General features: G+C 69.1%; 20 protein-coding genes. 5 read left to right on the top strand and 15 right to left on the bottom strand.

Translation table 11 applies throughout. The annotated features are described in order from the left end of the window. Positions 1 to 81: 81 nt before the first annotated feature. Together AC07FA_RS06760 and AC07FA_RS06755 are read right to left on the bottom strand one after the other, a co-directional pair. Positions 82 to 501, bottom strand: a complete 420-nt coding sequence (locus AC07FA_RS06760) for a (R)-mandelonitrile lyase (protein WP_479073631.1) — start codon at positions 499 to 501, stop codon at positions 82 to 84. Positions 502 to 546: 45 nt separating this feature from the next. Then, entirely contained in the window at positions 547 to 1,389 is an 843-nt protein-coding gene (locus AC07FA_RS06755; RefSeq protein WP_479073630.1) for an SDR family oxidoreductase, read from the bottom strand. Positions 1,390 to 1,684: 295 nt separating this feature from the next. Here AC07FA_RS06755 and AC07FA_RS06750 point away from each other — a divergent pair, with 295 nt between their 5' ends. Then, a complete protein-coding gene (locus tag AC07FA_RS06750) occupies positions 1,685 to 2,554 on the top strand; it encodes a helix-turn-helix domain-containing protein (protein WP_479073629.1) in 870 nt (289 codons plus the stop codon). A gap of 59 nt (positions 2,555 to 2,613) precedes the next feature. Here the strand turns inward: AC07FA_RS06750 and AC07FA_RS06745 are convergent, their stop codons facing one another. Beyond that, positions 2,614 to 3,591, bottom strand: a complete 978-nt coding sequence (locus AC07FA_RS06745; protein ID WP_479073628.1) for a helix-turn-helix transcriptional regulator — start codon at positions 3,589 to 3,591, stop codon at positions 2,614 to 2,616. A gap of 124 nt (positions 3,592 to 3,715) precedes the next feature. Between AC07FA_RS06745 and AC07FA_RS06740 the strand changes: the two genes are divergently transcribed. Further along, positions 3,716 to 4,456, top strand: coding sequence for an NIPSNAP family protein (locus AC07FA_RS06740; RefSeq protein WP_479073627.1), 741 nt, complete (start codon positions 3,716 to 3,718; stop codon positions 4,454 to 4,456). A gap of 199 nt (positions 4,457 to 4,655) precedes the next feature. After that, positions 4,656 to 5,396: a class I SAM-dependent methyltransferase gene (locus AC07FA_RS06735; RefSeq protein ID WP_479073626.1), complete on the top strand. Its 741-nt coding sequence runs from the start codon at positions 4,656 to 4,658 to the stop codon at positions 5,394 to 5,396. A gap of 67 nt (positions 5,397 to 5,463) precedes the next feature. On the opposite strand, the gene ctaD is transcribed toward AC07FA_RS06735, so the two are convergent. Next, on the bottom strand, positions 5,464 to 7,197 hold the full coding sequence (gene ctaD / locus AC07FA_RS06730) for an aa3-type cytochrome oxidase subunit I (protein ID WP_479073625.1): 1,734 nt from the start codon (positions 7,195 to 7,197) through the stop codon (positions 5,464 to 5,466). Between the two features lie 588 nt (positions 7,198 to 7,785). Here ctaD and AC07FA_RS06725 point away from each other — a divergent pair. Beyond that, entirely contained in the window at positions 7,786 to 9,354 is a 1,569-nt protein-coding gene (locus tag AC07FA_RS06725; RefSeq protein ID WP_479073624.1) for a pectate lyase family protein, read from the top strand. A 116-nt stretch (positions 9,355 to 9,470) separates the two neighbouring features. Here AC07FA_RS06725 and AC07FA_RS06720 read toward each other — a convergent pair whose 3' ends face one another. From AC07FA_RS06720 to AC07FA_RS06680, 9 genes are all read right to left on the bottom strand, one after another. Next, positions 9,471 to 10,583 carry an FUSC family protein gene (locus tag AC07FA_RS06720; RefSeq protein WP_479073623.1) on the bottom strand — a complete coding sequence of 371 codons (1,113 nt, stop codon included), beginning with the start codon at positions 10,581 to 10,583 and terminating at the stop codon, positions 9,471 to 9,473. A gap of 154 nt (positions 10,584 to 10,737) precedes the next feature. Further along, positions 10,738 to 11,385, bottom strand: coding sequence for an SGNH/GDSL hydrolase family protein (locus AC07FA_RS06715; RefSeq protein WP_479073622.1), 648 nt, complete (start codon positions 11,383 to 11,385; stop codon positions 10,738 to 10,740). A gap of 2 nt (positions 11,386 to 11,387) precedes the next feature. Continuing rightward, the gene (locus AC07FA_RS06710) at positions 11,388 to 12,272 is read right to left on the bottom strand and encodes a sugar phosphate isomerase/epimerase family protein (protein ID WP_479073621.1); all 885 of its coding nucleotides are present in this window, start codon (positions 12,270 to 12,272) and stop codon (positions 11,388 to 11,390) included. A 104-nt stretch (positions 12,273 to 12,376) separates the two neighbouring features. Beyond that, positions 12,377 to 13,804, bottom strand: a complete 1,428-nt coding sequence (locus tag AC07FA_RS06705; protein WP_479073620.1) for a chondroitinase-B domain-containing protein — start codon at positions 13,802 to 13,804, stop codon at positions 12,377 to 12,379. A gap of 119 nt (positions 13,805 to 13,923) precedes the next feature. Then, on the bottom strand, positions 13,924 to 15,357 hold the full coding sequence (locus tag AC07FA_RS06700) for a chondroitinase-B domain-containing protein (protein ID WP_479073619.1): 1,434 nt from the start codon (positions 15,355 to 15,357) through the stop codon (positions 13,924 to 13,926). A gap of 39 nt (positions 15,358 to 15,396) precedes the next feature. Continuing rightward, positions 15,397 to 16,755, bottom strand: coding sequence for an alpha-L-fucosidase (locus tag AC07FA_RS06695; protein WP_479073618.1), 1,359 nt, complete (start codon positions 16,753 to 16,755; stop codon positions 15,397 to 15,399). 61 nt (positions 16,756 to 16,816) lie between these two features. Beyond that, complete coding sequence (locus AC07FA_RS06690) at positions 16,817 to 17,683, bottom strand: carbohydrate ABC transporter permease (protein ID WP_479073617.1); 867 nt, start codon at positions 17,681 to 17,683, stop codon at positions 16,817 to 16,819. Continuing rightward, on the bottom strand, positions 17,680 to 18,642 hold the full coding sequence (locus AC07FA_RS06685) for a carbohydrate ABC transporter permease (protein WP_479073616.1): 963 nt from the start codon (positions 18,640 to 18,642) through the stop codon (positions 17,680 to 17,682). Before AC07FA_RS06685 ends, AC07FA_RS06690 begins: the two co-directional genes overlap by 4 nt. Further along, the gene (locus tag AC07FA_RS06680) at positions 18,639 to 19,967 is read right to left on the bottom strand and encodes a sugar ABC transporter substrate-binding protein (RefSeq protein ID WP_479073615.1); all 1,329 of its coding nucleotides are present in this window, start codon (positions 19,965 to 19,967) and stop codon (positions 18,639 to 18,641) included. Before AC07FA_RS06680 ends, AC07FA_RS06685 begins: the two co-directional genes overlap by 4 nt. Before the next feature lie 481 nt (positions 19,968 to 20,448). Between AC07FA_RS06680 and AC07FA_RS06675 the strand changes: the two genes are divergently transcribed. Continuing rightward, complete coding sequence (locus tag AC07FA_RS06675) at positions 20,449 to 21,459, top strand: hydroxyacid dehydrogenase (protein WP_479073614.1); 1,011 nt, start codon at positions 20,449 to 20,451, stop codon at positions 21,457 to 21,459. Positions 21,460 to 21,543: 84 nt separating this feature from the next. Here AC07FA_RS06675 and AC07FA_RS06670 read toward each other — a convergent pair whose 3' ends face one another. Next, entirely contained in the window at positions 21,544 to 22,995 is a 1,452-nt protein-coding gene (locus AC07FA_RS06670) for a sugar porter family MFS transporter (protein WP_479073613.1), read from the bottom strand. Positions 22,996 to 23,081: 86 nt separating this feature from the next. After that, the gene (locus AC07FA_RS06665; protein WP_479073612.1) at positions 23,082 to 23,801 is read right to left on the bottom strand and encodes a DUF4328 domain-containing protein; all 720 of its coding nucleotides are present in this window, start codon (positions 23,799 to 23,801) and stop codon (positions 23,082 to 23,084) included. Positions 23,802 to 23,873: the final 72 nt, after the last annotated feature.

The following is a 23,873-nucleotide window of genomic DNA, read 5'->3' as shown; positions in this document are numbered from 1 at the left end:
GTGGTGGTCGTGTTCCCTCCTCCAAGTCCCCCCCCTCCTTTTCCCCCCCCCCCCCCCCCCCCCCCCCCCGGCCGGCTCGGGTCAGTGGCTGCGGGTGCGGCTTCCGCGGTACTGAGCGTCGGTGACGTGTTCCAGCCAAGTGGTCTCGGGACGGTCGTCGTCCGGCGCGGTGCCGTCCCACAGCGCGAGGTGCTGCATAAAGCGGTCGGCGGTGGCGCCGTGCCAGTGCTCTTCTCCCGGCGGGCAGGTGACGGTCTCGCCGGGATGGGCCTCGAAGACCGTGCCGTCGCGGGTGCCGATCAGGGCGATCCCGGCGACGACGTGCAGGGTCTGACCGACCGCGTGGTGGTGCCAGGCCGTACGGGCGCCGGGGGCGAAGCGCACCATGTTGGCGCGGATACGGGACGGCTCCTGGCCGGCCTGGATGACGTCGAACCAGACGTCTCCGTCGAACCAGTCCTCGGGGCCCTTGCCGGTGGGCTGGGGCTTGACGAATTCCATGGGTGTTCCCTGCCTCGTACGTGGTGTGTGTGAGGAGCGGTGGGGTCAGGCCGCGTCGGCGTGTGCGAGGTCCAGACCGAGCACGCGGGAGGCGGTCGCCTGCTCGGTGATCTCCTTGCCCTTGGCCTCGGCGGTCGGGATGGCGTCGTCGCCGGCGACGAACCGCAGCGGCGGCTCTCCCAGGCCGATGACCTCCAGCAGCGCGTCGGCGAGCCTGGCCGGGTCGCCGGCCTGCTGCCCGTTCATCGACTGCCACATCGCCTTGGTGGTCCTGGTCCGCTCGGCGTAGTCGTCGATCGACAGCTCGGCCCAGCTGGTGGAGGCGTCCACCAGCAGTTCGGTGCGGAAGAAGCCGGGCTCGACGGTGGTGGTGCGGATGCCGTACGGCTCCACGTCGAAGCGCAGGGACTCCATCCAGCCCTCGACGCCGAACTTGGAGGCGGCGTAGGCGACGCAGAACTCCTGGCCGACCAGGCCGGCGATGGAGGAGATCGTGACGACGTGGCCCGAGCGCTGGTCGCGCATGGTGGGCAGGACGGCGCGGGTGATGTTCATCGGGCCGAACAGGTTCGTCTCCATCTGGGCCCGCATCTGGGCGTCCGAGATCTCCTCGAAGTAGCCGGCCTGGAAGGTGGCGGCGTTGTTGATCAGTACGTCGATGCGGCCGAACGCCGCCACGGCGGCGTCCACCGCGGACCGGGCGGCGTCCGGGCTGGTGATGTCCAGGGTGGTGACGAGCAGGTTGTCCTGCTCGCCGCCGAGTGCCTTGAGAACGCTCTCGGGGCGGCGGCCGGTGGCGACGACCTGGTGGCCGGCTGCCAGGGCGCGGCGGGCGATGTCGGTGCCGAGGCCGCGGCCGGCGCCGGTGACGAAGATGACCTTGCTCATGGAAACGGGGTACTCCTGCATACGGGGGTGGGGGGGGTGGGGCGGTGAAGGGTCAGTCGACCTGGGAGGGCACTTCTGCCATGACGTGCTCCAGATGTCGTCGGACCGGGGGTGCGGGCATCCGCTCCTTCGCCGCCCGTGTCCTCAGGGCCGGAAGGTCGTCCTGGGTGCCGCACCAACGACTCTCACACCGCACACGCACCATGAAAAGGGGAGAGGTTGTTCATGGGAGGAATTCATCCTGGGAAGAAACTCTCCCCCCTTTCATCCGGTTCGGTGATGCGAGACTGGGGCCATGAGCCCTGACCCGCAACTCAACGAACTGGGCGAGTTCCTCAAGGCCCGCCGGGCCGAGCTCAGCCCTCGCACCGTCGGCCTGCCCGAGCCGCCGAGGCCCCGCCGTGTCGCGGGACTGCGCCGTGAAGAGGTCGCCCAGCTCGCCGCGATCTCCACGGACTACTACACCAGGCTGGAGCAGGGCCGCCTCCAGGCATCCGCGTCCGTGCTCGGCGCTCTCGCCCGTGCGCTGCACCTCGACGACGACCAGCGCAACTACCTCTTCGGCCTCGCGGGCAAGGAGACCCCGCGCCCCCGGCGCCGTGCACGGCAGAAGGTCCAGCCGCAACTCCAGCGCCTGCTGGACGATCTCACCGCCACCCCCGCTGTCGTCCTCGGACGACGGATGGACGTCATCGCCTGGAACCAGCTGGCAGCCGCACTCGTCACGGACTTCGCCCGCATTCCCGAGAAGCAGCGGAATTACGTCCGCATTCTTTTCACCGACCCCGCGATGCGAACGCTGTACGCCGACTGGGAGAAAGTGGCCCGGACGGCCGTCGCCCAGTTCCGGATGGAAGCCGCCAAATACCCCGATGACCCGCGCCTGACCGCCCTGGTCGGCGAGCTGTCCGTCCAGGACACCCAGTTTCGCCAGTGGTGGGCCGCCCATCATGTAGCCGCCCTGGCCATCGGCTCCAAGACCCTCCATCACCCCGTCGTGGGCGAGCTGTCCCTCGACTGGGACACCCTCACGGCCAGCACCGACCCCGACCAGCAACTGGTCATCTGGACGGCCGCGGCCGACACCCCCACCCACGACCGCCTGCGGATCCTCTCCTCCTGGGCCGCCGACCAGGACCTCTCGGCGGCCGTGCCCTCGGAGTGACGCCGACCTCCGTCAAGGGCCCGGACCGGGCGCTGACACCCCGCGTACGTGCCCCGGCGTCAGGGGAGTCCGTAGGCGCGCGCGAGCACCTCCACGGTGGCGGCCATGGCCCGGCGGAGTTCTGCCGGTGCGACGACTTCGACGTCGACTCCGAGCCGCAGTAGTTCGCCGCAGGCGTGCTCGGTGCTCTCGGTCGGGATGACCGCCTCGATCCATCCGTTCTCGTCGGCGGCGGTCGCGGTGGCTTCGACAGCCCGGACGACCTCCGGGGGCACGTTGTCGGGCAGGCGAAGGCGTCCGCGGGGGGACAGGCGGATGGTGGCCGCGCCGGTGTGGCGGCGTGCCCGGAACTCGTCGAGGTAGGAGGTCCAGTAGGCGCCCAGGTCGAAGTCCCGCGGCCGGTCGAACCGCCCGTCGCCCAGTACGGCGTCGAGGACTTGGGTGACACGGTAGGTCGCGACGCCCCTCTCCGAGGCGGCCACGACGTACCAGACCCCGGATTTGAGGACCAGGCCGTAGGGGTGAAGGCGGCGGTCCACTTCCTGCGGGGCGCGCCAGCGGCGGTAGCGCACATCCACCGCACGCCGGGTGAGTACGGCCTCGACGAGCAGGGGCAGCTGTGGTGTCGGCTCGGCTTCCCGGTACCACCCGGGAGCGTCCAGGTGGAACACCGCCGCCGTCCGCGCCGCCTCCTCCCGCAGTCCTGCCGGCAGTGCGGCAAGCAGCTTCAGGCGCGCCGCCGCCACGTCGGCCGCGAGCCCCAGGTCGGCGGCGGGCCCGGGCAGTCCGGCGAAGAACAGCGCCCGCGCCTCTCCCTCGCTCATCCCGGTCAGCCGGGTGCGATAGCCGTCGAGGAGCTGGTAGCCACCGCCGCGGCCCGGCTCCGCGTAGACCGGAACCCCCGTGGCCTGCAGGCGCGCCAGGTCGCGGTACGCGGTGCGCACGGACACCTCGAGCTCATCGGCGATCGCCTGTGCGGACATACGGCCCCGCGATTGCAGTAACAGAAGCACCGACAGCAGCCGACCAGCAGACATGCGCGCATTCTCCCCGGAAACCCTGACAGTCCCTGTCACGCACCTCGCCTACCGTCCAACGGAGGCCGGGCCCCGGACCGATCGAGCCCGCCCACCCGCAGAGCAACGAAACAGGAGTTCCGCTGTGTCCACCGACCTCGTCGGCCCCTCACCTGCCGTGATCGAGCTTCGCCAGTACACGCTGCGTCCCCACCGGCGCGACGAGCTCATCGAGCTGTTCGACCGGGAGTTCGTCGAATCCCAGGAAGAGGCGGGCATGAGCGTGCTCGGCCAGTTCCGGGACCTCGATGATCCGGACCGGTTCGTCTGGCTACGCGGATTCCGGGACATGACGGCGCGCCATCGCGCGCTCACGGACTTCTACGGGGGCGCCGTCTGGGCCGAACACGGTCCCCAGGCCAACGACACCATGATCGACTCTGACGATGTGCTCCTCCTGCGTCCCGCGTCGGCCGAGAGCGGCATCGCGGTCTCCCCGTTCGAGCGGCCCCCGGTCGGTGCTCCGGCGCCGGACCGGTTGGTGGCCGCGACCGTGTGGACCTTTCCTCCCGAACAGAGCACCGGCATCGCACTGATCCGGGACGGCCTTCTCCCCGTCCTCCTCGAGACGGGGCCCACGCCACTCGCCTTCCTGACCACCGAGACCGAACCCAACACGTTCCCCAGGTTGCCGGTCCGCGCCGGAATGAACGTCGCCGCGATTCTCATCTCGTACCCCGACGGGCACGCGCACCGTCGGCATCTCGCCCGCGTAAAGGAACACCCCCTGGCACGGGCGGAGTTGCTTCCCGGCATCGAACGAGCACAGACAGGAACACCTCAGGTACTCCGGCTGGCCCCCACCGGGCGCTCGCTGGTCTCCTGACCTGACGGCACGGGAGGGCGGGTGGCCCGAACTCGAACTCCCGCTCGTACACGGAGCCGGGACGACGTCCGCATCTTTGTGTCTTCTGTCAGTACGACGGTCTGCCCGGGGTGCCGGAGACTGCTCGCCACAGGCCGAGGCGTGTCCCGGAGGCGGGGGCCGAGGCCTAGGACATGACGAGTCACAGGGGGACAGCACGGTGAGCACGCAGCAGTACGACGAGATCGGTGAGGCGTTCGAGGGCTTCAAGGCCCTGCCGCTGGCGCACTACGCGGAGGTGCCCGGTTTCCTGGACATGGTCGGGGACGTGCGCGGCAAGTCCGTCCTCGACCTGGCCTCCGGCACCGGCTTCTACAGCCGGGAGTTCAAGCGGCGTGGCGCCGCGGAGGTGCTGGGAGTCGACATCTCCGGCGAAATGATCGCCGCAGCCCAGAAGTTGGAGGAGTGCCATCCGCTGGGTGTGCGCTACGAGGTGGGCGACGTGTCCGAACTGCGGCCGCTCGGGCGGCGCTTCGACGTCGCCACGGCGGTACAGCTGCTCAACTACGCGGAGGATGTCGCCGCCATGGAGCGCATGTGCCGCAACGTGCACCGGAGTCTGGCGCCCGGCGCCGAGTTCTTCGTGCTCGCCCAGACGCCCGACTACCGTTTCGACGGGCCGCCCCTGGACAAGTACGGCTTTCTCGTCGAGCTGACCGGCGAGGAGGCCGGGACCGGACCGCGCATCCGGCTCACGGCGCTGCTCGACCGGCCGATCACGTTCGTCACCACCTGCCCGCGCCGCGAGGTCTACGAAGAGTGCCTGCGGGCGGCCGGATTCAGCGAGGTGACCTGGGTCCCGCTGACGGTCTCCGACGCCGGCATGCGGGCGTTCGGTGCGGACTTCTGGGCGGACGCCCTCGCCAACCCCCCACTGGAGATGCTGCGCTGCCGCGCCTGACGGCGCGCGGACATCCCGGTGGCCGTGCCGACCCGTGGTGGCGGCCCGGGCTCGGCGAACGCGCAACTCATGTGTCGTCCCGGTCCTTGCCCAGCGGGTGGGCGGTTCCCTCGCCGGGTTCGAAGACATCTCGCCGGCCTGCGGCCTTGGCCTCGTCGAGCTGGGTGATGGCCGGGTGGTGCAGGTCGAACGCGGGCGATTCGGAACGGATCCTGGGAAGCGTGAGGAAGTTGTGCCGCGGCGGCGGGCAGGACGTGGCCCACTCCAGGGAGCGGCCGAAGCCCCACGGGTCGTCGACGTCGATGCGCTTGCCGGTCTTCGCTGTCTTCCACACGTTGTAGAAGAACGGCAGCGTCGAGGCGCCCAGCAGGAAGGCGCCGATGGAGCTGAGGGTGTTGAGGGCGGTGAAGCCGTCGACGGACAGGTAGTCGGCATACCGGCGCGGCATGCCCTCGGCGCCCAGCCAGTGCTGCACGAGGAAGGTGGTGTGGAAGCCGACGAACAAGGTCCAGAAGTGAATCTTGCCGAGGCGTTCGTCGAGCATTGTTCCGGTCATCTTCGGCCACCAGAAATGGAATCCGGCGAACATGGCGAAGACCACCGTGCCGAAGACCACGTAGTGGAAGTGGGCCACGACGAAGTAGCTGTCGGTGACATGGAAGTCCATGGGTGGTGAGGCCAGAATGATCCCGGTGAGTCCGCCGAAGAGGAAGGTGACGAGGAATCCGATGGACCACAGCATCGGGGTCTCGAAGGACAGCGACCCCTTCCACATCGTGCCGATCCAGTTGAAGAACTTCACGCCGGTCGGTACGGCGATGAGGAAGGTCATGAAGGAGAAGAACGGCAGCAGTACCGAGCCGGTGGCGAACATGTGGTGGGCCCACACGGTGGCCGAGAGGCCGGCGATGGCGATCGTCGCCGCCACCAGTCCCACATAACCGAAAACCGGCTTGCGGGAGAACACCGGAAAGATCTCCGTGACGATTCCGAAGAACGGCAGCGCGATGATGTACACCTCGGGGTGACCGAAGAACCAGAAAAGGTGCTGCCACAGAAGTGCGCCACCGTTCTCCGGGTTGAACACCTGAGCACCGAAGCGCCGGTCGGCCTCCAGCACCAGCAGCGCCGCGGCCAGCATGGGGAACGCCAGCAGGACCAGCACGGACGTCAGGAGAATGTTCCAGGTGAAAATCGGCATCCGGAACATGGTCATGCCCGGGGCGCGCATACAAATGATCGTCGTGACGAAATTGACCGCGCCCAGAATGGTGCCGAAGCCGGCCAGGGCCAGGCCCATGATCCACATGTCGGCGCCGACATAGGGGGCGTGTTCTCCGCCGCTGAGCGGGGTGTAGGCGGTCCAGCCGAAGTCGGCCCCGCCCTGCGGTGTCAGCAGGCTGCCCAGGACGATCAGGCCACCGAAGAGGAACAGCCAGAACGACAGCATGTTCAGGCGGGGGAAAGCCACATCCGGAGACCCGATCTGCAACGGCATGATCGCGTTGGCGAATCCGGCGAACGTGGGCGTGGCGAAGAGCAGCAGCATGATCGTGCCGTGCAGCGTGAACGTCTGGTTGTACTGCTCGGGGGAGAGGATCTGCAGACCCGGGCGGGCCAGCTCCGCGCGCAGCAGCAATGCCATCAGACCGCCGACAACGAAGAAGAAGAACGATGCGCCGAGATACAGGTGCCCGATCTTCTTGTGATCGGTCGTGGTCATCCACGTGACCACGAGGCTGCCCCGTTTCCGGCCCTCGACAGGCACCAGAGTCGGCGGCTCGGTGGTGGATGCAGTCATGCAAAGCTCCCGTCACGGTTATGAGAAGAATCAGCTTGAGCACGAATGGAGCGCCCACAGACCGCCGACTGTCGTTCTCATGTCTTACCGGCACAGCGCGCCTGCGGCCGCCCTGCCACCCCGCGCGTCAGGGTGATACTCGGTCCAGACGTGAGCGGCTCACCCACGCGAAGGCGAGGAATCGGCCCTGGCTCCCGCGCACGACGAGGGTGCCGAGGTCGTCGTGCGCGGGGCGTGCAGGGGCCGTACGGGGCGGGTCGCCGGTGGTCGATGCCGCCCCGATGAGAGCGCTTGCTGTGAACGGGGCTCTCTGAGCTGCGGTCGTCATCGCGACCGTGCAACCGCCCCAGGGGCCTGGAGAGTTGGTCATTTTGTAAAGCGGCCAGAACCTTGCCAGCCCAACTGGAGCCGCCCTATGCTGCGCGGGCAGAAAGCGCTTTCCCTCTCAGGTTGCCGTGACGCGATGCATGAGCCGCTACCGGTCCGGCACGGGGAGGGTCCGTCGGGTGACGCGTCGGCGGTTTCGGCGGAACCTGACATGTCCATGGCGTGTAGACCCGGCTTTCGAAGAGACACGAGGAGACCAGGATGAGACGACCATTCGTACTCCGACTCTGTGCGGCGCTGGCCACGATGGCGGTCGCGGGCGTGGGCGGTGTGGTTCTGTCGACGCCCGAGGCGTCGGCAGCGACCGGCAGTGCCACCGGCTACGCGACCCAGAACGGTGGGACCACCGGCGGTGCGGGTGGGCAGACGGTGCGGGCGACCACCGGGACCGCGATCCACGCGGCCCTGTGCGGCCGGGCCGCGAGCAGCACCCCGATCACCATCCAGGTCGAGGGGACCATCAACCACGGCAACACCACCAAGGTGTCGGGCGGCAGTTGCTCCACCGCCGACGGTGTGATCGAGCTCAAGCAGATCAGCAACGTGACGATCGTCGGTGTCGGCAGCGGAGCGGTCTTCGACCAACTGGGCATCCACATCCGCGAGTCCAGCAACATCATCATCCAGAACGTGACCGTCCGGAACGTGAAGAAGTCCGGCTCGCCCACGTCCAACGGCGGTGACGCCATCGGCATGGAGAGCAACGTACGCAATGTCTGGGTCGATCACGCCACCCTGGAGGCGTCGGGCGGGGAGTCGGAGGGGTACGACGGCCTCTTCGACATGAAGGACAACACCCAGTACGTCACCCTGTCCTACAGCACCCTGCGCAACTCCGGCCGCGGCGGCCTCGTGGGCTCCAGTGAGACCGAGCTGTCGAACGGCTTCATCACGTACCACCACAACCTGTACGAGAACATCGACTCCCGTGCACCCCTGCTGCGTGGCGGCATCGCCCACATGTACAACAACTACTACGTGAAGCTCAACGAGTCCGGCATCAACTCCCGTGCCGGGGCCCGCGCCAAGGTGGACAACAACTACTTCAAGGACTCCAAGGACGTCCTGGGCACCTTCTACACCGACGCGGCGGGATACTGGCAGGTCAGCGGCAACACCTTCGACAACGTGACCTGGTCCAGCCCCGGTAGTGAGAACAACCCCGCCGGCCCCAACCCGCAGTCCAACACCACGGTCAGCATCCCCTACGCCTACAGCCTCGATGACGCCGGCTGCGTGCCGGCCGTCGTGGGCCAGACGGCAGGCGCCGACAAGGGGCTGAAGGTGTCGGACGGCAGCTGCTCGCCCCAGACACCGTCGCCGACACCGACCACTCCCACGCCGAGCCCCACCACCCCCACGCCGGGCCCGACCACTCCCACCCCGGGCCCGACCCAGCCCGGCGGGACCAACCTCAGCATCGGGGCCGGCTCAGACGGCTCCGGCAAGGCCGACGGGACGAGCTACGGCAACGTTCGGGACGGTGACATGAGCACCTACTGGTCGCCCGCCGGACCGACGGGTTCCATCTCGATCAAGTGGGGCTCCTCCACCGCCGTCTCCACAGCCAACATCCGGGAGGCAGCCGGTTCCACGGGCAGCATCGGGTCCTGGAAGGTCGTCAACGCCGACACCGGCGCCGTTCTGACCTCCGGCAGCGGGGCGGGCGTCATCACCTTCCCCCGGACCTCGCTGACCAAGCTCACCTTCCAGATCACCAGCTCGACCGGCACACCGAAGGTCGCCGAGTTCGAGACCTACGCCGGATAGCGGCTCGGGGGCCGTCGGACGCGAGGGCCCCCGTTCGCGGACTGTCAGGACCGGCGGGCATGCGCCCGTCTCCCTCGCCATGCCGACGGAGGCCATTCGCACCGCGGGACGCCGGTCTAGGCCGAAGGCCCGTGCCGTCCACGGCGTCGCGGCCGGGGCGAGGAGCGGTGCGACGCCGGCGGGTCTCCGATGGGTACGTCGGCGGCCCCCTCGTGCACGGCCTGCTCGGCCTGGTCCGCGTCCGCCCCGGCGAAGACCAGGATGTCTCCGGCGACCAGCCGTACGCTCTCCCACACGGCGACCGGGAGAGCTGGGCCCGCGTCCGGGGCGCCCCGGACGATGTCGAGCACCCACCGGGTCGCGTGCCGCCGCACGGCGGGGCTTCCGGGGGCGGCTGCCAGGGCTCCCAGGACTCCGGACAGGCCCCGAACGGTGTGGGCGAAGGCCTGCCTGTGCACCGTGTCGAGGGCCGCGGCACCGCGGATCAGGGTGAGGCAGCTGTTGCCGAGGAGGTCCAGATACCTCGTCGACGCGATCTCCTGGTGGACGGGTTCCTGCCGGCTCCGCCAGCGGGAGGTGCGCCGGGCGACGGCGACGGCCTCGTCCCGCGTTCTCCCGAGGTCGTTCAGCAGGGTGTAGACGGGACGCAGCTCCTCCCACGGCTGGGCATCCCGTTCCTCCTCCGACTCGTCCAGCGCCCGCGCCGTCAGTTCCAGCGCGCGGCCCAGTCCGTTCAGTGTGGTGGCCTCGGCCCGTCTCAGCAGGACGAGCGGGTGCGGCGGGAAGAGTAGCTGGCTGAACACCAGCGCCACTCCGGCGCCGAGCAGCGCGTCCAGCACCCGGTCGATGCCGGCCTGCTGGCCGGCCGCCACGGAGATCACCGCGCCCACGGCCGCCTGAGCCATCGTGATGCGCTCCCCGTCGACGACGAGCGCGACGAGGAGCGCGCACAGCACGGCCGCGCCGACGGACGCGGCGCCGTGGCCGAGAAGCCGGAAGGCGAGCTGTCCGACGATGACGCCCGCGATGACCCCTGACACGACGCGTACCGCGTTGGTGCCCCGCCCTCCGACGGGCGTGTTCAGCGCGACCAGGGTGGCGATGGGGGCGAAGAGGGGGACGTGATGATCGAAGACGTTTCTGGCGATCCACCAGGAGAGCGCCGCAGCCACGGCCTGCTGCAGCACAGGCCACAGGTTCTCCCTGATGCGCAGCCACGCTTCGTGCATCGTCCTCTCTTCGGCCCTCGGTGGGACGCAGGGAACATCCCGCGCGAACCCTCGAAGCCTCGCCCCGCGGGGCGGCCGGCGCATCCGCGGCGCGTCCAGGTGACGCAACACGTTCACCCGGTCCGGCGCGATCGCGGTCACGGCACCGAGGACGCTACGGCCGCGGGTCCGAGGGGGCGGAGCCGACCGCGGCAAGCCAGGCATCGGCGATCAGCCGGTGACCGAGGGGGGTCGGATGGACTCCGTCCGGAGCCAGGTCCGCCACGGCCGTCTCCTCCGCGGCACGCGGCAGGACCAGGTCCGCACGCACCACCTCGGCTCCGTTGGCCAGCGCGGCGCGAAGGACAGCGTCCGTGCGGGGTGCCAAGTCCTCGTACCAGCGTTCCTGGCCCGGGGTCACCGGGAGCAGGAACGGCGTGATGACGACCAGTCGCGCGGACAGCTTCCGGGCGGTGTCCGCGAGGAGGCGGTCAAGGCATGCCTCGAACTCGTCGACGGGGCTGATGAGCCCCTGGTCGTAGCGCCGCCAGGTGTCGTTGATGCCTATCTTGACGGTGACGACGGTGGGTTGCTGGTCGATGACATCGGTGGCCCAGCGGGACGCGAGGTCCCTTGCACGGTGGCCGCTGACGCCCTTGTTGATGACCGTGGGGCCGGCGCCGGCGCCCGCCCTGGTCCGCAGGACCTGCGCGATCTCGTGGACGTATCCGTTGCCGAGTGACGCGGCGTCCGTGCGGTCGCGGCCCGCGTCCGTGATGGAGTCACCGATGAACAGGAGCGTGTCGCGGTCTTCGATGGGCATCTCTACTGTCCTGTCGTCGGGGGAGCCGGAGGAGTGGGAAGCGCAGGGGGAGGAGACATACCGGGGCCCCCTGGCCGGTGAGCCGCCGCGCGCCGCATCGTCCCCGCCTCCCGCGCCAGCACGGCGGGATCGTCGTCCGGCACGAACTCCAGGAGCGCCTCGGTCGGGACGCGCCGCTTGTTCAGCAGGTCGAAGACCCCGGCCCACAGATCCTCACGATCTGCCAGCCGCAGGCGGTGATTGCCGGGCCACCACGAGAAGACATGCACCGCGGCGACCAGGTCGCCGAGTTCGGCGAGCCCCGCCACCGCCTCGTCGTCGGGGGCGTCGAGCGGCGGCTGCCAGTACGTGCGGAGATTGTCCGCGCCCACCTCGTCCAGCAGCCGGAGGGTCGAGGCGACGGTGTCGGTGAGCGTCTTCGAATGGAACTCCAGGGCGAGCTCCAGCCCGTGGTCCGCGCCGATCCGTGCGGCCTCCCGCAGGCAGGCCGCGGTCACCCGCCGCTCGTCCGCAGTGGCGGCCCCCGATCCGGCTCCGCCCGCCCAGACCCGTACCCTCGGCGCGCCGAGGATCACCGCCGCACGGGCGACCGCCGGGAACCCGGCCGGCTCGCCCGGGGTGGCACGGAAGTACGAACCGTACGAGCAGCAGGCGAGCCCGTTTCCGTCGGAGACCTCGCGGACCGCGCGGACGGTTCCGGGGTCCCCGGGGGGTGCGTGCACATCCGCTCCCCACTCGATGACCTCCAGGCCCGCGTCGGCCGCGTGACGTGCGACCTCGGCGGCGGGCAACCGCCGGAAGGTGACCGAGCACAGCCCCGGCCGGATCACGGCGTCACCCGCCCGGTCGGCCGACGGCTCGTAATTCTGTACCGCGCCATCGCGCACCGCGTCTCTCCTCCTGATGGTTTACTGCGGGCTTCCACTCCGCACGGGTGGAAGGTGAAGCGGTCCGCCCGTGCGGGCGGGCGGACCGCTTCACCGGTCGTTGCTCACGACGCGTTCGGACCCACGTCCGCGGTCGTGAGGGGGCGGCGGAGGGCTGTCAGTGCCGAGTACTCGTCGGCACCGATGTCCCGCGCGCTGCCACGCGGGTCGCCGTCGATGTCATCGGTCACGGCCGGGCTGCCCAGCGTGGCCGCGCCGATCGCCGGGCTTCCCGCCGACAGCCGGAGGACACCGTCCGGTCCCTGGCTGAGCCGGGGGTCGGCCCGGGTGTAGCCACCGGACGGGATGTTGCCGTTGGAGGCCGCACCCCACACCATGTTGCTCTGCCAGGTGAAGCCGGTGGTGGCCCCCATCGCGACGAGGCTGCCGGAGTCACCGACGAGCAGGTTGTCGGCGACGACAACGTTCCGGGGTTCGTACGTCCGGGTCTCGCCCGAGAGCGTACTGGCGTTGTCGAGCAGGGAGTTGTGCACGATCACCGCGCGGTCGCACGCGTCGTTCCCCCGCCTCTCGTCCGCCGTCTCGCCCGAGTTGTGGTCACGGGTGGTGCCGCTGCCGATCACCAGGGCCCGGCCCGACAGGCCGCTGAGGTAGTTGTTCACGATCAGGTGGTCGTTCCCGTAGAGGCGCACACCCTCGTCCCCGCCGATCAGGTAGTTGCCCTCCACCCTGGAGCGGTTGCCGTGGCGCAGTACGATTCCGCCGCCGCTGTCGCGGATGGTGTTGTACCGGACGGTGTTGTCGGAGGACTTCACGGAGATGGCCTCGGGGTCGCCGTTGCAGCGTTCGAAGAGGTTGTACTCCACGACCGCGTGCGCGCTGGACAGCGCCCGGGGGCTGACGCCGAGCCGGATCGGTTCGCCGCCGTTGTCGCCGGCGAAGCTGTGGTCGGAGAAGTAGTTCCTGAACACGTGGACGCGCTGGGCCATCGCGTCCGTGCCCGCGCCCTCGATACCGAGGTAGATGCCGAGCGTCGACTTGTTGTGGAAGTGGTTCCGGTCGATCTTCGTGTCGTCCGCCCGCACCATCACCCAGTGCAGGCCCTCGACATCGGCGAGCTGGAAGTCGTTGCGGGTGAGCCGGATCTGCGTGCAGTCCGCGGGGATCTCCAGGGTGCTGCTCTGGCGGAAGGCGAAGCCGCTGACGACGATGTTGCTGGAGTTGCTGAAGACGAAGCTGCGCGTGCCGCGCAGCACCGCGCCGCCGCGGGACGCCGAGACGATGGTGATGGGTGCGCTGCTGGTGCCGTTCCTGCCCGAGACGGTGATGGCACCGCCCGACGGGACGGTGTGGGTGCCGTTGGCCAGGATGATCCGGTCGCCGGGTACCGCGCTGTTGATCGCGCTCTGGAGTTCGGCCAGCGAGCCGACCGGCTTGTCGGCCGCCGATGCGCTGCCCGACAGCGTGGTGGTGAGGGGGACGGCGGCGAGCGCTGCCACCGCGGTGCTTCTGAGGAACGTGCGTCGTTGCATGATGCCTCCTGTAGCGAAAGGAACGTACCGGGCCGGTCCGCACAGCCCCCGCGGCTGGGCGTGCCGGGTGCAACCGGTGGCAGCCGGGGCGCGGCGGGCCGCGCCTCGTGCGGGCGTGCTCAGCGGGCGTGGGGACCGACGTCGGCCGGGGTCAGCGGCCCGCGCCTGGGCGCCTTGTCCATGTACTCGTGCGCGCCCACGTCCCGGACCCGGCCGCGCGGGCGGCCGTCGATGTCGTGGGTGACGGGTGGCCGCCTGAGCGTGCCCGCGCCGATCGCCGGACTCCCCGCGGACAGCCGGGCGATGCCGTCCGGGTCGGTCACCAGCTTCGGATCGACGCGGGTGCCACCACCGGCAGGGACGTTGCCGTCGGCGGCGGCGCCCCACAGGAGGTTGCCCGACCAGCTGAAACGTACGGTGTTCGCCATCGCGACCAGCTCACCCGCGTTCCCGACGAACAGGTTGTCGGCGATGGTCACGTCCCGCGGCTCGTGAGGGCGGTGACTCTCGCCGGACAGCGTGTCCGCGTTGTCCACCAGGGAGTTGTACGCGATGAGGACCCGGTCGGGAGCGTCGTTGCCGCGGCGCTCGGCAGGCGTCTCGCCGGGCACGTGGTCGCGGGCCGAACCGCTGCCGATGACCAGGGCGCGTCCGGAGAGACCGCCGAGGTAGTTGTTGACGATCACGTGGTCGTTGCCGTAGATCCGCAGGCCTTCCGTACCGGCGACGAGGTGATTGCCCTCCACCCGGTTGTGGTTGCCGTGCCGCAGGACGATCCCGCCGAAGCTGTCGCGGATGGTGTTGTGCCGGATGACGTTGTGGGAGCTCTTGACGGATATCGCCTCGGGGTCGCCGTTGCAGCGTTCGAAGAGGTTGTACTCCACGACCGCGTGCGCGCTGGACAGGGCCCGGGGGCTCACCCCGAGCCGGATCGGCTCGCCGCCGTTGGACCCGGTGAAACTGTGGTCGGAGAAGTGGTTCCGGTGCACGTGGACGCGCTGGGCCATCGCCTCCGTGCCCGCGCCCTCGATACCGAGGTAGATGCCGAGCGTGCTCTTCCCGTGGAAGTGGTTGTGGTCGACCGTGCTGTCGTCCGCCCGCACCATCACCCAGTGCAGGCCCTCGATGTCGGCGAGCTGGAAGTCGTTGCGGGTGAGCCTGATGTGCGAGCAGGTCTCGGGGACCTCCAGGGTGCTGCTCTGGCGGAAGGCGAAGCCGCTGACGGTGATGTGGCTCGACCGGTCGAAGACGAAGCTGTGGGCGCCGTCGAGGACGACACCGCCTCGGGACTCGGCGACGACGGTCACGGGCGCGCACTCGGTGCCCTGCTTGTTCCGGACGGTGAGGGGTCGGTCCGAAGGGACGGTGTATGTGCCGTCGGCGACGACGATACGGTCACCGGGCCGGGCCCGGTCGATCGCGGCCTGCAGTTCGTCCAGCGAGCCGACGGTGGCCGGAACAGCGGTCGCGCTCGCGGTGGTCGGACCGCCGACGGGGACGGCGACCAGTGCCGCTCCCGCCGCGGCGCCCATGAGGAACGTGCGTCGTTGCATGATGCCTCCGTGTAGGGGTGGATCGGGGGTGGGGCCGCCTCAGCCGCCGACGCGGTCCGCCGGAGCGTCCAGGTACAGCTCGATGACGGGAACCGGAGTGCCGGGGCGCCGGACGGGGAGCTGAAGGGTCAGCGTTCCGGCGGGCTGCCCGCCCATCTCGGTGTTGACGGCGGGCCGGTCCGGGTCGATATGGACCCGGGTGATCTCGGACGCGTCGTTCAGCAACTGGGCGTAGCGCACCCGGCCGGCGAGCCCCGGCAGGTGCAGATGGCGCAACGGCCAGGCGAACAGGTGGACGTAGAGCCGGTTGCCGCGCTGGGTGTACCGGCACTCGGCCGGGGCGGTGTACGGGGACGGGCCGCAGCCGCGGACCGACCGCTCGTGCAGGTCCATCCACCGGCCGATCTCCCCGAGCACCGCGACATCGCGCGGATCGAGGTCGCCACGGCCGTTGGGGCCCACGTTGAGCAGCAGATTGCCGCCCTTGGACACGCCGTCGACGAGCATACGGATCAGTAGATCGGCGCTCTTGTGGTCGAGGTTGTCACGGTCGTAGCCCCAGCTCCCGTTGAGCGTCTGGCACGCCTCCCAGAGGACCGGCCGCCCGTTCTCGGTCATGGGGCCGGACGGCTGGTACTGCTCGGGGGTGACGAAGTCGCCGGGAAGGCCGGTCCTGTCATTGACGAGGACATGCGGCTGGAGTTCGCGGATCATCTCCAGCAGCTTCGGGGAGTCCCAGTCGTCCGGGCCCTTGCCACCCCACCATGTACGGCCCGCGTACGAGAAGTCGAAGAACAGGTAGTCGACGCGTCCGAAGGACGTCAGCAGTTCACGGACCTGGCCGTGCAGATAGCTCTGGTACGCGCGGATGTCCCGGTCGGCGGTCGCGGCCTTGAACTCCTCGTCGTCGCGCTGAGGATGGGTGCCGTCCACGGGGAAGGACGGGTGGTGCCAGTCGATCAGGGAGTGGTAGAGGCCGACCTTGAGCCCTTCTGCACGGCATGCCTCGACGAAGGGGCCGACGAGGTCGCGGCCGTACGGGGTGTTGGTGACCTTGTAGTCGGTGAGGGCGCTGTCCCACAGACAGAAGCCGTCGTGGTGCTTGGTCGTCAGGACGACGTACCGCATGCCCGCCGCCTTCGCCGTCCTGGCCCACCGGACCGGGTCGTAGCGGTCGGGGTCGAAGTGGTCGAAGTAGACCTGGTACTGCTCGTCGGTCAGTTCCTCCCGGTTCTTGACCCACTCGTGCCGTGCGGCCAGGGAGTACAGGCCCCAGTGGACGAACATGCCGAACCGGGCCGTGGTGAACCACGTCGTCTCCGGGGCAACCGGGCTCGCGGCGGGCGTGGCCGGGGTATCAGCGCCGGGTTCGACGCTCGGATCAATGCGCGGGGTCATGGGGAATCGTTTCTTGTCGTACCGGAGGGCTGAGGGCGTGGGTGGTGCGAGGCGTGCCGGGTCAGCCCTTCAGGGCGCCGGAGGACAGACCGTGGACGAAGGAACGCTGGAAGAACAGGAAGACGATCACGGAGGGCAGCAGGGCCAGCAGAGACGCGGCCATCACCACTCCCGGAGTGACGGCGGGATCGATCCGCAGGGTCCGCAGCGCCAGCGGGAGCGTGTACGAGGAGGAGTCGGTGGCGACCAGGAGGGGGAGCAGGTACTGATCCCAGATCATGGTGAAGCCGAAGACTCCGATGACCCCGAGGGCGGGCTTGCACATCGGCAGGATGATCTGGGCGAAGATGCGCAGATCGCCGGCGCCGTCGATGCGGGCGGCCTCTTCGAGCTCCCGGGGCACGTCCTTCATGAACTCGGTCATCACCAGGATGGAGAAGCCCCAGGCGCCCAGCGGGACGATCATTCCGGCCAGGGTGCCGATGAGGTTGAAGTGGAGGACCGGCAGGTCGGCGAGGATCAGGGACAGCGGGAGGGCGAGGATCTCCTCGGGCAGCATCAGCGTCGCCAGGATGGCGACGAGCGCCAGCGTCATCCCGGGGAACACCTTCCTGGCCAGCGCGTATCCGGCCAGGACGGAAACGGCCACCTGGAGCAGCAGCCCGAAGCCGACGACGAAGAACGAGTTCAGCAGATACGCCAGCACGCCCTGGTCGAAGGCGATCCTGAAGTTGTCCAGTGTGGTGCCGGAGGGGATGACGCTCAGCTGTGTCGGGTCCTTGACGTGGGTGAAGGCACTGACCAGCAGGGCCATCAGGGGACCGGCGAAGACGATCAGGACCAGGAGGTAGGTGAGGGCCTTCAGTATCCGGCCACCCGGGCTCCGGCTCTCGGTCAGGCCCAGCGCGGTGTCGTTCGGCGCGTTCACTTGCTCTCCCTCCGTCGCAACAGGTGCACGACGACGGTCAGGACCAGCGTCGCGATGAACAGCAGGACGGCTCCCGCCGCGCCGACGCCGAGTCGGTTCTGCTCAAGACCGAGCTTGTAGATCAGGGTCATCACGACCTCGGTGGACCCGTCGGGCCCGCCGTTGGTGAGCAGGAACACCTCGGTGAACACGCGCAGTCCGCGAATCGCGGCGAGGATGAACAGGATCGAGAACACCGACCGCAGCCCGGGCATCGTCACGTGCCAGACCCGCTGCGCTCTGGAGGCACCGTCGACCTTCGCGGCCTCGTACAGACCGCGGTCCACGCTCGTCAGGCCGGCGAGGAAGATCATCATGTCGTAGGGCGCGCCCCGCCAGATGCCGGTGAGCATGATGGAGGCCATCGACGTGTCGGGGTCGTTGATGAATCCCGAGGGGCCGAACCCCACGACGCCGAGGATGGAGTTGAGCATGCCGTCCGCGGTGGGGTGGTACATGATCCGCCACAGCTCGGCGACGACCGCGATGGGTACCACCACCGGAAGGAACGCCGCGGAACGCACGAATCCCAGTCGGCGGCCCTGCCCTTCCATCAGCAGCGCGAGGGCGAGACCGAGCGCCATCGAGCCGGCGGTCTGCCCGGCGGCGAGGACGACGGTGTGCCACGCGGCCTCGCGGAATCCGTCGGACTGAAGCACCGTGGAGTAGTTCTCGGTGCCGACCCACGTGTTCCCGAGGTAGGGCTGAACCTCCTGGAAGGACATGGTCAGCGCGCTGGCCATGGGGATGAACTTGAAGTACAGGAAGAGGAGCAGCGCGGGGGCCAGGAACAGCCACGGCGTCCACCACCGGCCCGCCCGGCGGTTGTTTCTTCGGCGGCCGGCGGCCGGCCGGCCCGTTTTCCGGGTGACGGGCGCGGCCGACGCGGGGGCGGCCGTATCCGCCTGGTCGAGACTCATGAAGCGGCGATTCCCTGTTCCTTGAGGATGTCGGCGAGCTGCTTGTCGAGCTCGCCCAGCTCCGTCTCGATGTCCAGGTCGCAGTCGGCCATCAGCGCGTTGACGGTCTCCGCGGTCGTCTGTCGCACCGGGGTCCAGTTCGGGATGGACGGTGCGTACCGCCCGGAGTCGCGGTACACCTCGGAGTACGTCGTCCAGCGGGCGTCGGGACGGACCTTGGAGATGTCCACCGTCTTGTTGACGGGCAGTTGCACGGTGAAGCCGGTGTCGCCCTCCATGCCGGTCTTCTGGCCCTCGGGGGAGATGGCGAAGTCGGCGAAGGCGTCCTGGCCCGCCCTGTTCTCGGAGCCCGCCATCAGGTAGATGGAGCCGCCCTCGGCGAGCACGGTCGCGTCCTTCGGCCCCTTGGGCATCGGCACGACCTCGTACTTGTCCTTGCCGAGGGTCTCGTCGAAGCGCGGCAGCAGGTACGGACCGACGACGAACATGCCGGTCCGGCCGGCCTCGAACGTCTCGTTGGTGGGCGGGGTCTCCATGGTCACGGCACCGGGCTGGATCGCCTTGTCCTCGCAGCCGAGGTCGCGGAACCACCGCATCGCCTCGACCGACGCCTTCGTGGTCATCGAGGGCTTGTACGTGCCGTCCCCGGCATCGGTGATGAAGTCACCGCCCGCGGCCCAGAGGAAGTTGGAGAAGTACCAGGAGGCGTAGCCGCGCTTGGTGGACAGGGGTGCGGCGAGGCCGGCGGTGTTCTTCTTGCCGTCACCATCGGGGTCCTCGGTGGTGAATGCCTTGGCCATCGCGGCGAAGTCGTCCCAGTTCTGCGGGACCCCGAGCTTCAGCTTCTCCCGCCAGTCCTTGCGGATGAGCAGCGCGGACGCCTGCGCCGAGTACGGCAGGCCGAACTGCTTGCCGTCCACGCTCTTGCCGGAGGCCAGCCCCTGCTCGATGGTCTGTCCGCTGTTCTTGATCTTGTCCAGGTCGATCTCCCGGAGCAGACCCTGGCTGTGCATGGCACCGAGCTGTGTCACGTCGTTCATGACGATGTCGGGGAGGTTCTTCTGCGCGGCCCGCTGCTGCAGCTTGGTCTCGAAGTCGTCGAAGATGGCTGTGACCTTGACGGTGTGGCCCGTGGCCTTCTCGAAGGCCGCGGCGAGCCTGAGCGTCCCCTGCTCTCCCGGTCCGCCGGGTGTCGTCCTGGTCCACAGTTCGAGCGTCGCTTCGGAGTCCTGCTTCGCGTCCACTCCCGCAGGCCCGGACGTACAGCTGGTGAGGACCAGTGCCGAGGCGAGAAAACCCGCACCGATCCATCGCGATCTCTGCATGACAACTCCCGTTTCACCGCATCACAGCTGGCCTGGAAAGCGCTTGCCGGGGACGCTAACGGGGTCTGAATCCGCGGTCAATAGTCCGATGAATGCAAAAAATTCATGAGGGCCCGCGCGGGACTCCACAGACGCGTCTCCGTGCGCCGCCCGTGCGGCGCGAGGGAGCAGCCGAGACGATTCGCCGCCCGGGTTGTTGCAAGATGAAGTAACGGATCGGCTGCTCAGGGCCCTGATCACGCTAGGTGGAGGACATCGCACGCGATAGTGACAGTCGCTGGGGTGGCGAGCGCGAGGCAAGTGCGCTTCACTGGGCCGTTCCGTCAGTCATCCGATGTATCGTCCCTGCGGATGATCCGACCTATGTATCGAACAAGCCGCGCCAAATTTCGACAACCAGTCAGGCATCTCCCCACACATCCGATCAGATCGCGGGTCGATATGTGACGACCCGTCAGTACATGGCTGAGGAGTGATCCACATGAACGTGCCGGCCGCCAGACCGACAGCACTGTTGGTCATGGAGGAAGAACGCAGGGCGGACGTCTACCCCCGTGAGGTTCTCGCCGAGATCGACCGGCTCGTGCACTGGCAGGGGCCGCCCCTCACGCGACAGCAACTCGGCGAGGAACCCGAGGCGTTGCGAGGCGCCGACGTCCTGCTGACGGGGTGGGGCGCGCCCGTCCTCGATGCCGCCCTCCTGTCGCACGCACCTCGCCTGCGGGCCGTCCTCGTCGCAGCGGGGTCCGTCCGGCACCTGACCACGCCCGATTTCTGGGCCCGCGGAATTCCGATCGTCTCCGCCGCCGCGGCCAACGCCATCCCGGTCGCGGAGTTCACACTCGCCCAGGTCCTCCTCGGGCTGAAGCAGGTGCATCGCATCAGCCGGGACGTGGCGAGCAGCCGTCGCTTCCCTCACCATCCGGAGGTCCCGGGCGCCTACCGTTCACGTGTGGGCCTGTTGGGGCTCGGGCACATCGGCCGCCTCGTCGCGGCCCATCTCAGCCGGTTCGACATCGAGGTCCTCGCGGCCGATCCCGTCGCCTCCGCGGACACCGTCAGGCAGGCGGGCGCCCGGCTCGTCGGCATCGAGGAGCTCTTCGCCACCTCTCATGTCGTCAGCCTTCACGCGCCCCTCCTGCCCGAGACCCGCGGCACGATCGGGTCACGGCTGCTGAACTCCATGGTGCCGGGCGCGACGCTGATCAACACCGCGCGTGGCGCGCTCATCGACGAGACGGCCGCAGCGGAAGTCCTGTGCGCGCGACCCGACCTCACCGCCGTACTCGATGTCACCCACCCCGAGCCCCCGGCCCCGGACTCGCCCCTCTTCACGCTTCCCAACGTGGTCCTCACACCCCATCTCGGCGGCGCACTCGGAGCCGAACGCCACCGGCTCGGAAAGCTCGTCCTCGACGAACTCCGCCGCCTCACACGGGATGAGCCTCTCCAGCACGCCATCGACCCCGCACGGGCAGGGTCCCTGGCCTGACACCGCGCGGCGGCGGATGAGGCGGGGTGGCGTCCGCGTGTCCTCGCCGCCGAAGAGGCCCGCAGCTGATGCCGGTGCCGGTTCTCAGACGGTCTTCGTGGGCTGCCGGTCGGGCTGGTGGCCGAAGCGGGACCGCAGGCCCTCCTGGATCTGCTCGGGGTTCCGGCCGCGGGTCTCGGGCAGGTAGCGGCTGACGAAGAAGAACGCGAACACGCAGATCCCGGCGAAGATCCAGAACGTCTCGCCCTGGCCGATGAGGCTGGCCACGGGCAGGAAGGCGAGGCTGACGACGAAGTTGGACACCCAGTTGACGGCCGTGGACGCGCTGGACCCCTCGGCCCGGACGGACGGCGGGAAGATCTCACCGATCAGCGTCCAGAACACCGGCCCGAGGCCGCCCGCGTACGCGGCGATGTAGATGACCATGAACAGCAGCGTGAGGACCGAGTTCATACCGACCACGAACGCCAGCCCCAGCATGAAGATCGAGACCGCCATGAGGGCCAGCGAGGCGAGGACCATGATGCGGCGGCCCGCCCGGTCGACCAGCCGGATCGCAACCAGCGTCATGACGAGGTTGATCAGGCCGATGAACACCGAGTAGAAGATGGAGTTCGACGCGTCCAGGCCGGTCTGCTGAATGATGGTCGGCGCGTAGTAGATGATCGTGTTGATGCCGCCGAACTGCTGTACTGCGGCGAGGACGAGCCCCAGGATGAGGGCCGGCCGCACGTCCGGGGTGAGGAGCCGTCGCTTGGTGCTTTCGCCGGACGCCTGGGACTTCTCCTGCTTCTTGCGCTCGTCGGCGATCCTCTGCTCGGCCCGTTCGATCAGCGCGTCCGCCGTGGCCTCGTCGATGACCGCGGCGATTCCCCTGCGCGCCCTCTCGGCCTGGCCATGTGCAATGAGCCACTGCGGCGATTCGGGCAGAAACCACAGCGTGGCCGCCACCAGGAGCGCGGCCGGAATCGCCCCGACGGCGAACATGGCCCGCCAGTCCTCGCTGCCGGCGAAGGCGAGGTTGACCAGGTAGGCGATCAGGATACCGAGCGTGATCATCAGCTGGTTCAGTGTGAGCAGACGCCCGCGGATCTTCGTCGGTGAGATCTCCGACAGGTAGACCGGTACCGTCGCCGACGCGGCTCCGACCGCGAGGCCGAGAATCACCCGGCCCGCCATGAGTACCGTGTAGCCGTTCGCCGACGCCGCGATGGCCGTGCCGATGATGAACACCACGCCGACCAGACCCAGGGCCTTGCGGCGGCCCATCTTCTCGGACAGGTCGCCGGCCGACATGGCGCCGACCACCGCCCCGATGAGCAGGACGCTGACCACGCTTCCCTGCTCGAAGGAGTTCAGGTCGAAGTCCTTCTTGACGTAGAGCAGGGCGCCCGAGACGACGCCCGTGTCGAAACCGAAGAGGAAGCCGCCCAGGGCGATCGCGACCGCCCAGCGGGTGATCTTCCGCTGTCCCTCCGGCTGGACCTCGGTGAGTGGTCCGTGGGTGCCCGGTTCTCTGGAGAAGCCCTGAACCATGTCACTTCCTCATGTCTCGACAGCCTGTCCGCTCAACGTCACCACCTCTCGCGACCTTAGGACACAAATACAGGCAATCGAGTGGCTCACCGATCACTGAGCGTGGTGCCGACGTGGTCGGCCGGAGCCGCAGCCGACGCGCCGCCCGGGTGGCGCGACGCGGGCATGTGCTTCTGCTGTACGGCGGTGAGGGCACGGACCATGAGGGCGCCTGCCACGGCAGAACCGACGACGGCCGCGTCGACGAAGAGGAGCGCTGCGGGGTCGGTGTAGGCGCGCGCGATGACGGTGTCGGTCGTTTCGGAGTACATCAGGCCCGTCCCGGTCACCGTGCCGACCAGCCAGAGGCCCCACCACCAGTTCACGGAGCGCGGCAGGCGTTCACCGGGGGCGCTCGAACGGTGGATGTCCACGACGATCCCGCGGGGGATCCAGAGGTTGGCGACGGGGAGGACCCAGCCGACGTACATCCACGGCCAGGAGTAGCGGGCGGGCTGCGCCGAGAGAGCACGGGCGTTGTCGCGGACGCTCCACAGCCAGGCCAGGAAGACGATCGCGCACAGCGCGGTGGCACCTTCTGCCAGGGAACTGACGAGGTGGTACGAGTCCTCCAGGGCGTTCAGCGGGCGGTGCCGGCCGCCCCCCTGGTCCGGCGGCCCGGACGGCGGCTGCCCGGCCGCGGCAAGCCGGATGTGCCACACGCCCACGACCGCCCAGGCCGCTCCCGCGAGGGCGAGGGTGGCGACGGCGCAGTGGGCCACTCCCTTGACGGGGCGGAGGGGAGGCTGTTCTGCGGGGTCAGTCATGCGGTCATCCTGTCCTACGGGAGATCATCTGCTGACTCAGGGGGCAGTGGGCGCCGGCCCCTTCGAGGCCTT

It is taken from the genome of Streptomyces sp. NPDC045968 (genome assembly GCF_056430475.1).
Note: the sequence above shows the minus strand (reverse complement) of the source record. Positions and strands in the feature narration are given on the sequence as shown.

What these genes read in the sequence shown, in the direction of transcription:
- AC07FA_RS06705 (WP_479073620.1), bottom strand. Translation starts at nt 13,804, where the DNA reads ATGCAACGACGCACGTTCCTCAGAAGCACCGCGGTGGCAGCGCTCGCC.
- AC07FA_RS06680 (WP_479073615.1), bottom strand. Translation starts at nt 19,967, where the DNA reads ATGCAGAGATCGCGATGGATCGGTGCGGGTTTTCTCGCCTCGGCACTG.
- AC07FA_RS06745 (WP_479073628.1), bottom strand. Translation starts at nt 3,591, where the DNA reads ATGTCTGCTGGTCGGCTGCTGTCGGTGCTTCTGTTACTGCAATCGCGG.
- AC07FA_RS06760 (WP_479073631.1), bottom strand. Translation starts at nt 501, where the DNA reads ATGGAATTCGTCAAGCCCCAGCCCACCGGCAAGGGCCCCGAGGACTGG.
- AC07FA_RS06700 (WP_479073619.1), bottom strand. Translation starts at nt 15,357, where the DNA reads ATGCAACGACGCACGTTCCTCATGGGCGCCGCGGCGGGAGCGGCACTG.
- AC07FA_RS06755 (WP_479073630.1), bottom strand. Translation starts at nt 1,389, where the DNA reads ATGAGCAAGGTCATCTTCGTCACCGGCGCCGGCCGCGGCCTCGGCACC.
- AC07FA_RS06720 (WP_479073623.1), bottom strand. Translation starts at nt 10,583, where the DNA reads ATGCACGAAGCGTGGCTGCGCATCAGGGAGAACCTGTGGCCTGTGCTG.
- ctaD (WP_479073625.1), bottom strand. Translation starts at nt 7,197, where the DNA reads ATGACTGCATCCACCACCGAGCCGCCGACTCTGGTGCCTGTCGAGGGC.
- AC07FA_RS06695 (WP_479073618.1), bottom strand. Translation starts at nt 16,755, where the DNA reads ATGACCCCGCGCATTGATCCGAGCGTCGAACCCGGCGCTGATACCCCG.
- AC07FA_RS06665 (WP_479073612.1), bottom strand. Translation starts at nt 23,801, where the DNA reads ATGACTGACCCCGCAGAACAGCCTCCCCTCCGCCCCGTCAAGGGAGTG.
- AC07FA_RS06675 (WP_479073614.1), top strand. Translation starts at nt 20,449, where the DNA reads ATGAACGTGCCGGCCGCCAGACCGACAGCACTGTTGGTCATGGAGGAA.
- AC07FA_RS06715 (WP_479073622.1), bottom strand. Translation starts at nt 11,385, where the DNA reads ATGCCCATCGAAGACCGCGACACGCTCCTGTTCATCGGTGACTCCATC.
- AC07FA_RS06670 (WP_479073613.1), bottom strand. Translation starts at nt 22,995, where the DNA reads ATGGTTCAGGGCTTCTCCAGAGAACCGGGCACCCACGGACCACTCACC.
- AC07FA_RS06750 (WP_479073629.1), top strand. Translation starts at nt 1,685, where the DNA reads ATGAGCCCTGACCCGCAACTCAACGAACTGGGCGAGTTCCTCAAGGCC.
- AC07FA_RS06685 (WP_479073616.1), bottom strand. Translation starts at nt 18,642, where the DNA reads ATGAGTCTCGACCAGGCGGATACGGCCGCCCCCGCGTCGGCCGCGCCC.
- AC07FA_RS06725 (WP_479073624.1), top strand. Translation starts at nt 7,786, where the DNA reads ATGAGACGACCATTCGTACTCCGACTCTGTGCGGCGCTGGCCACGATG.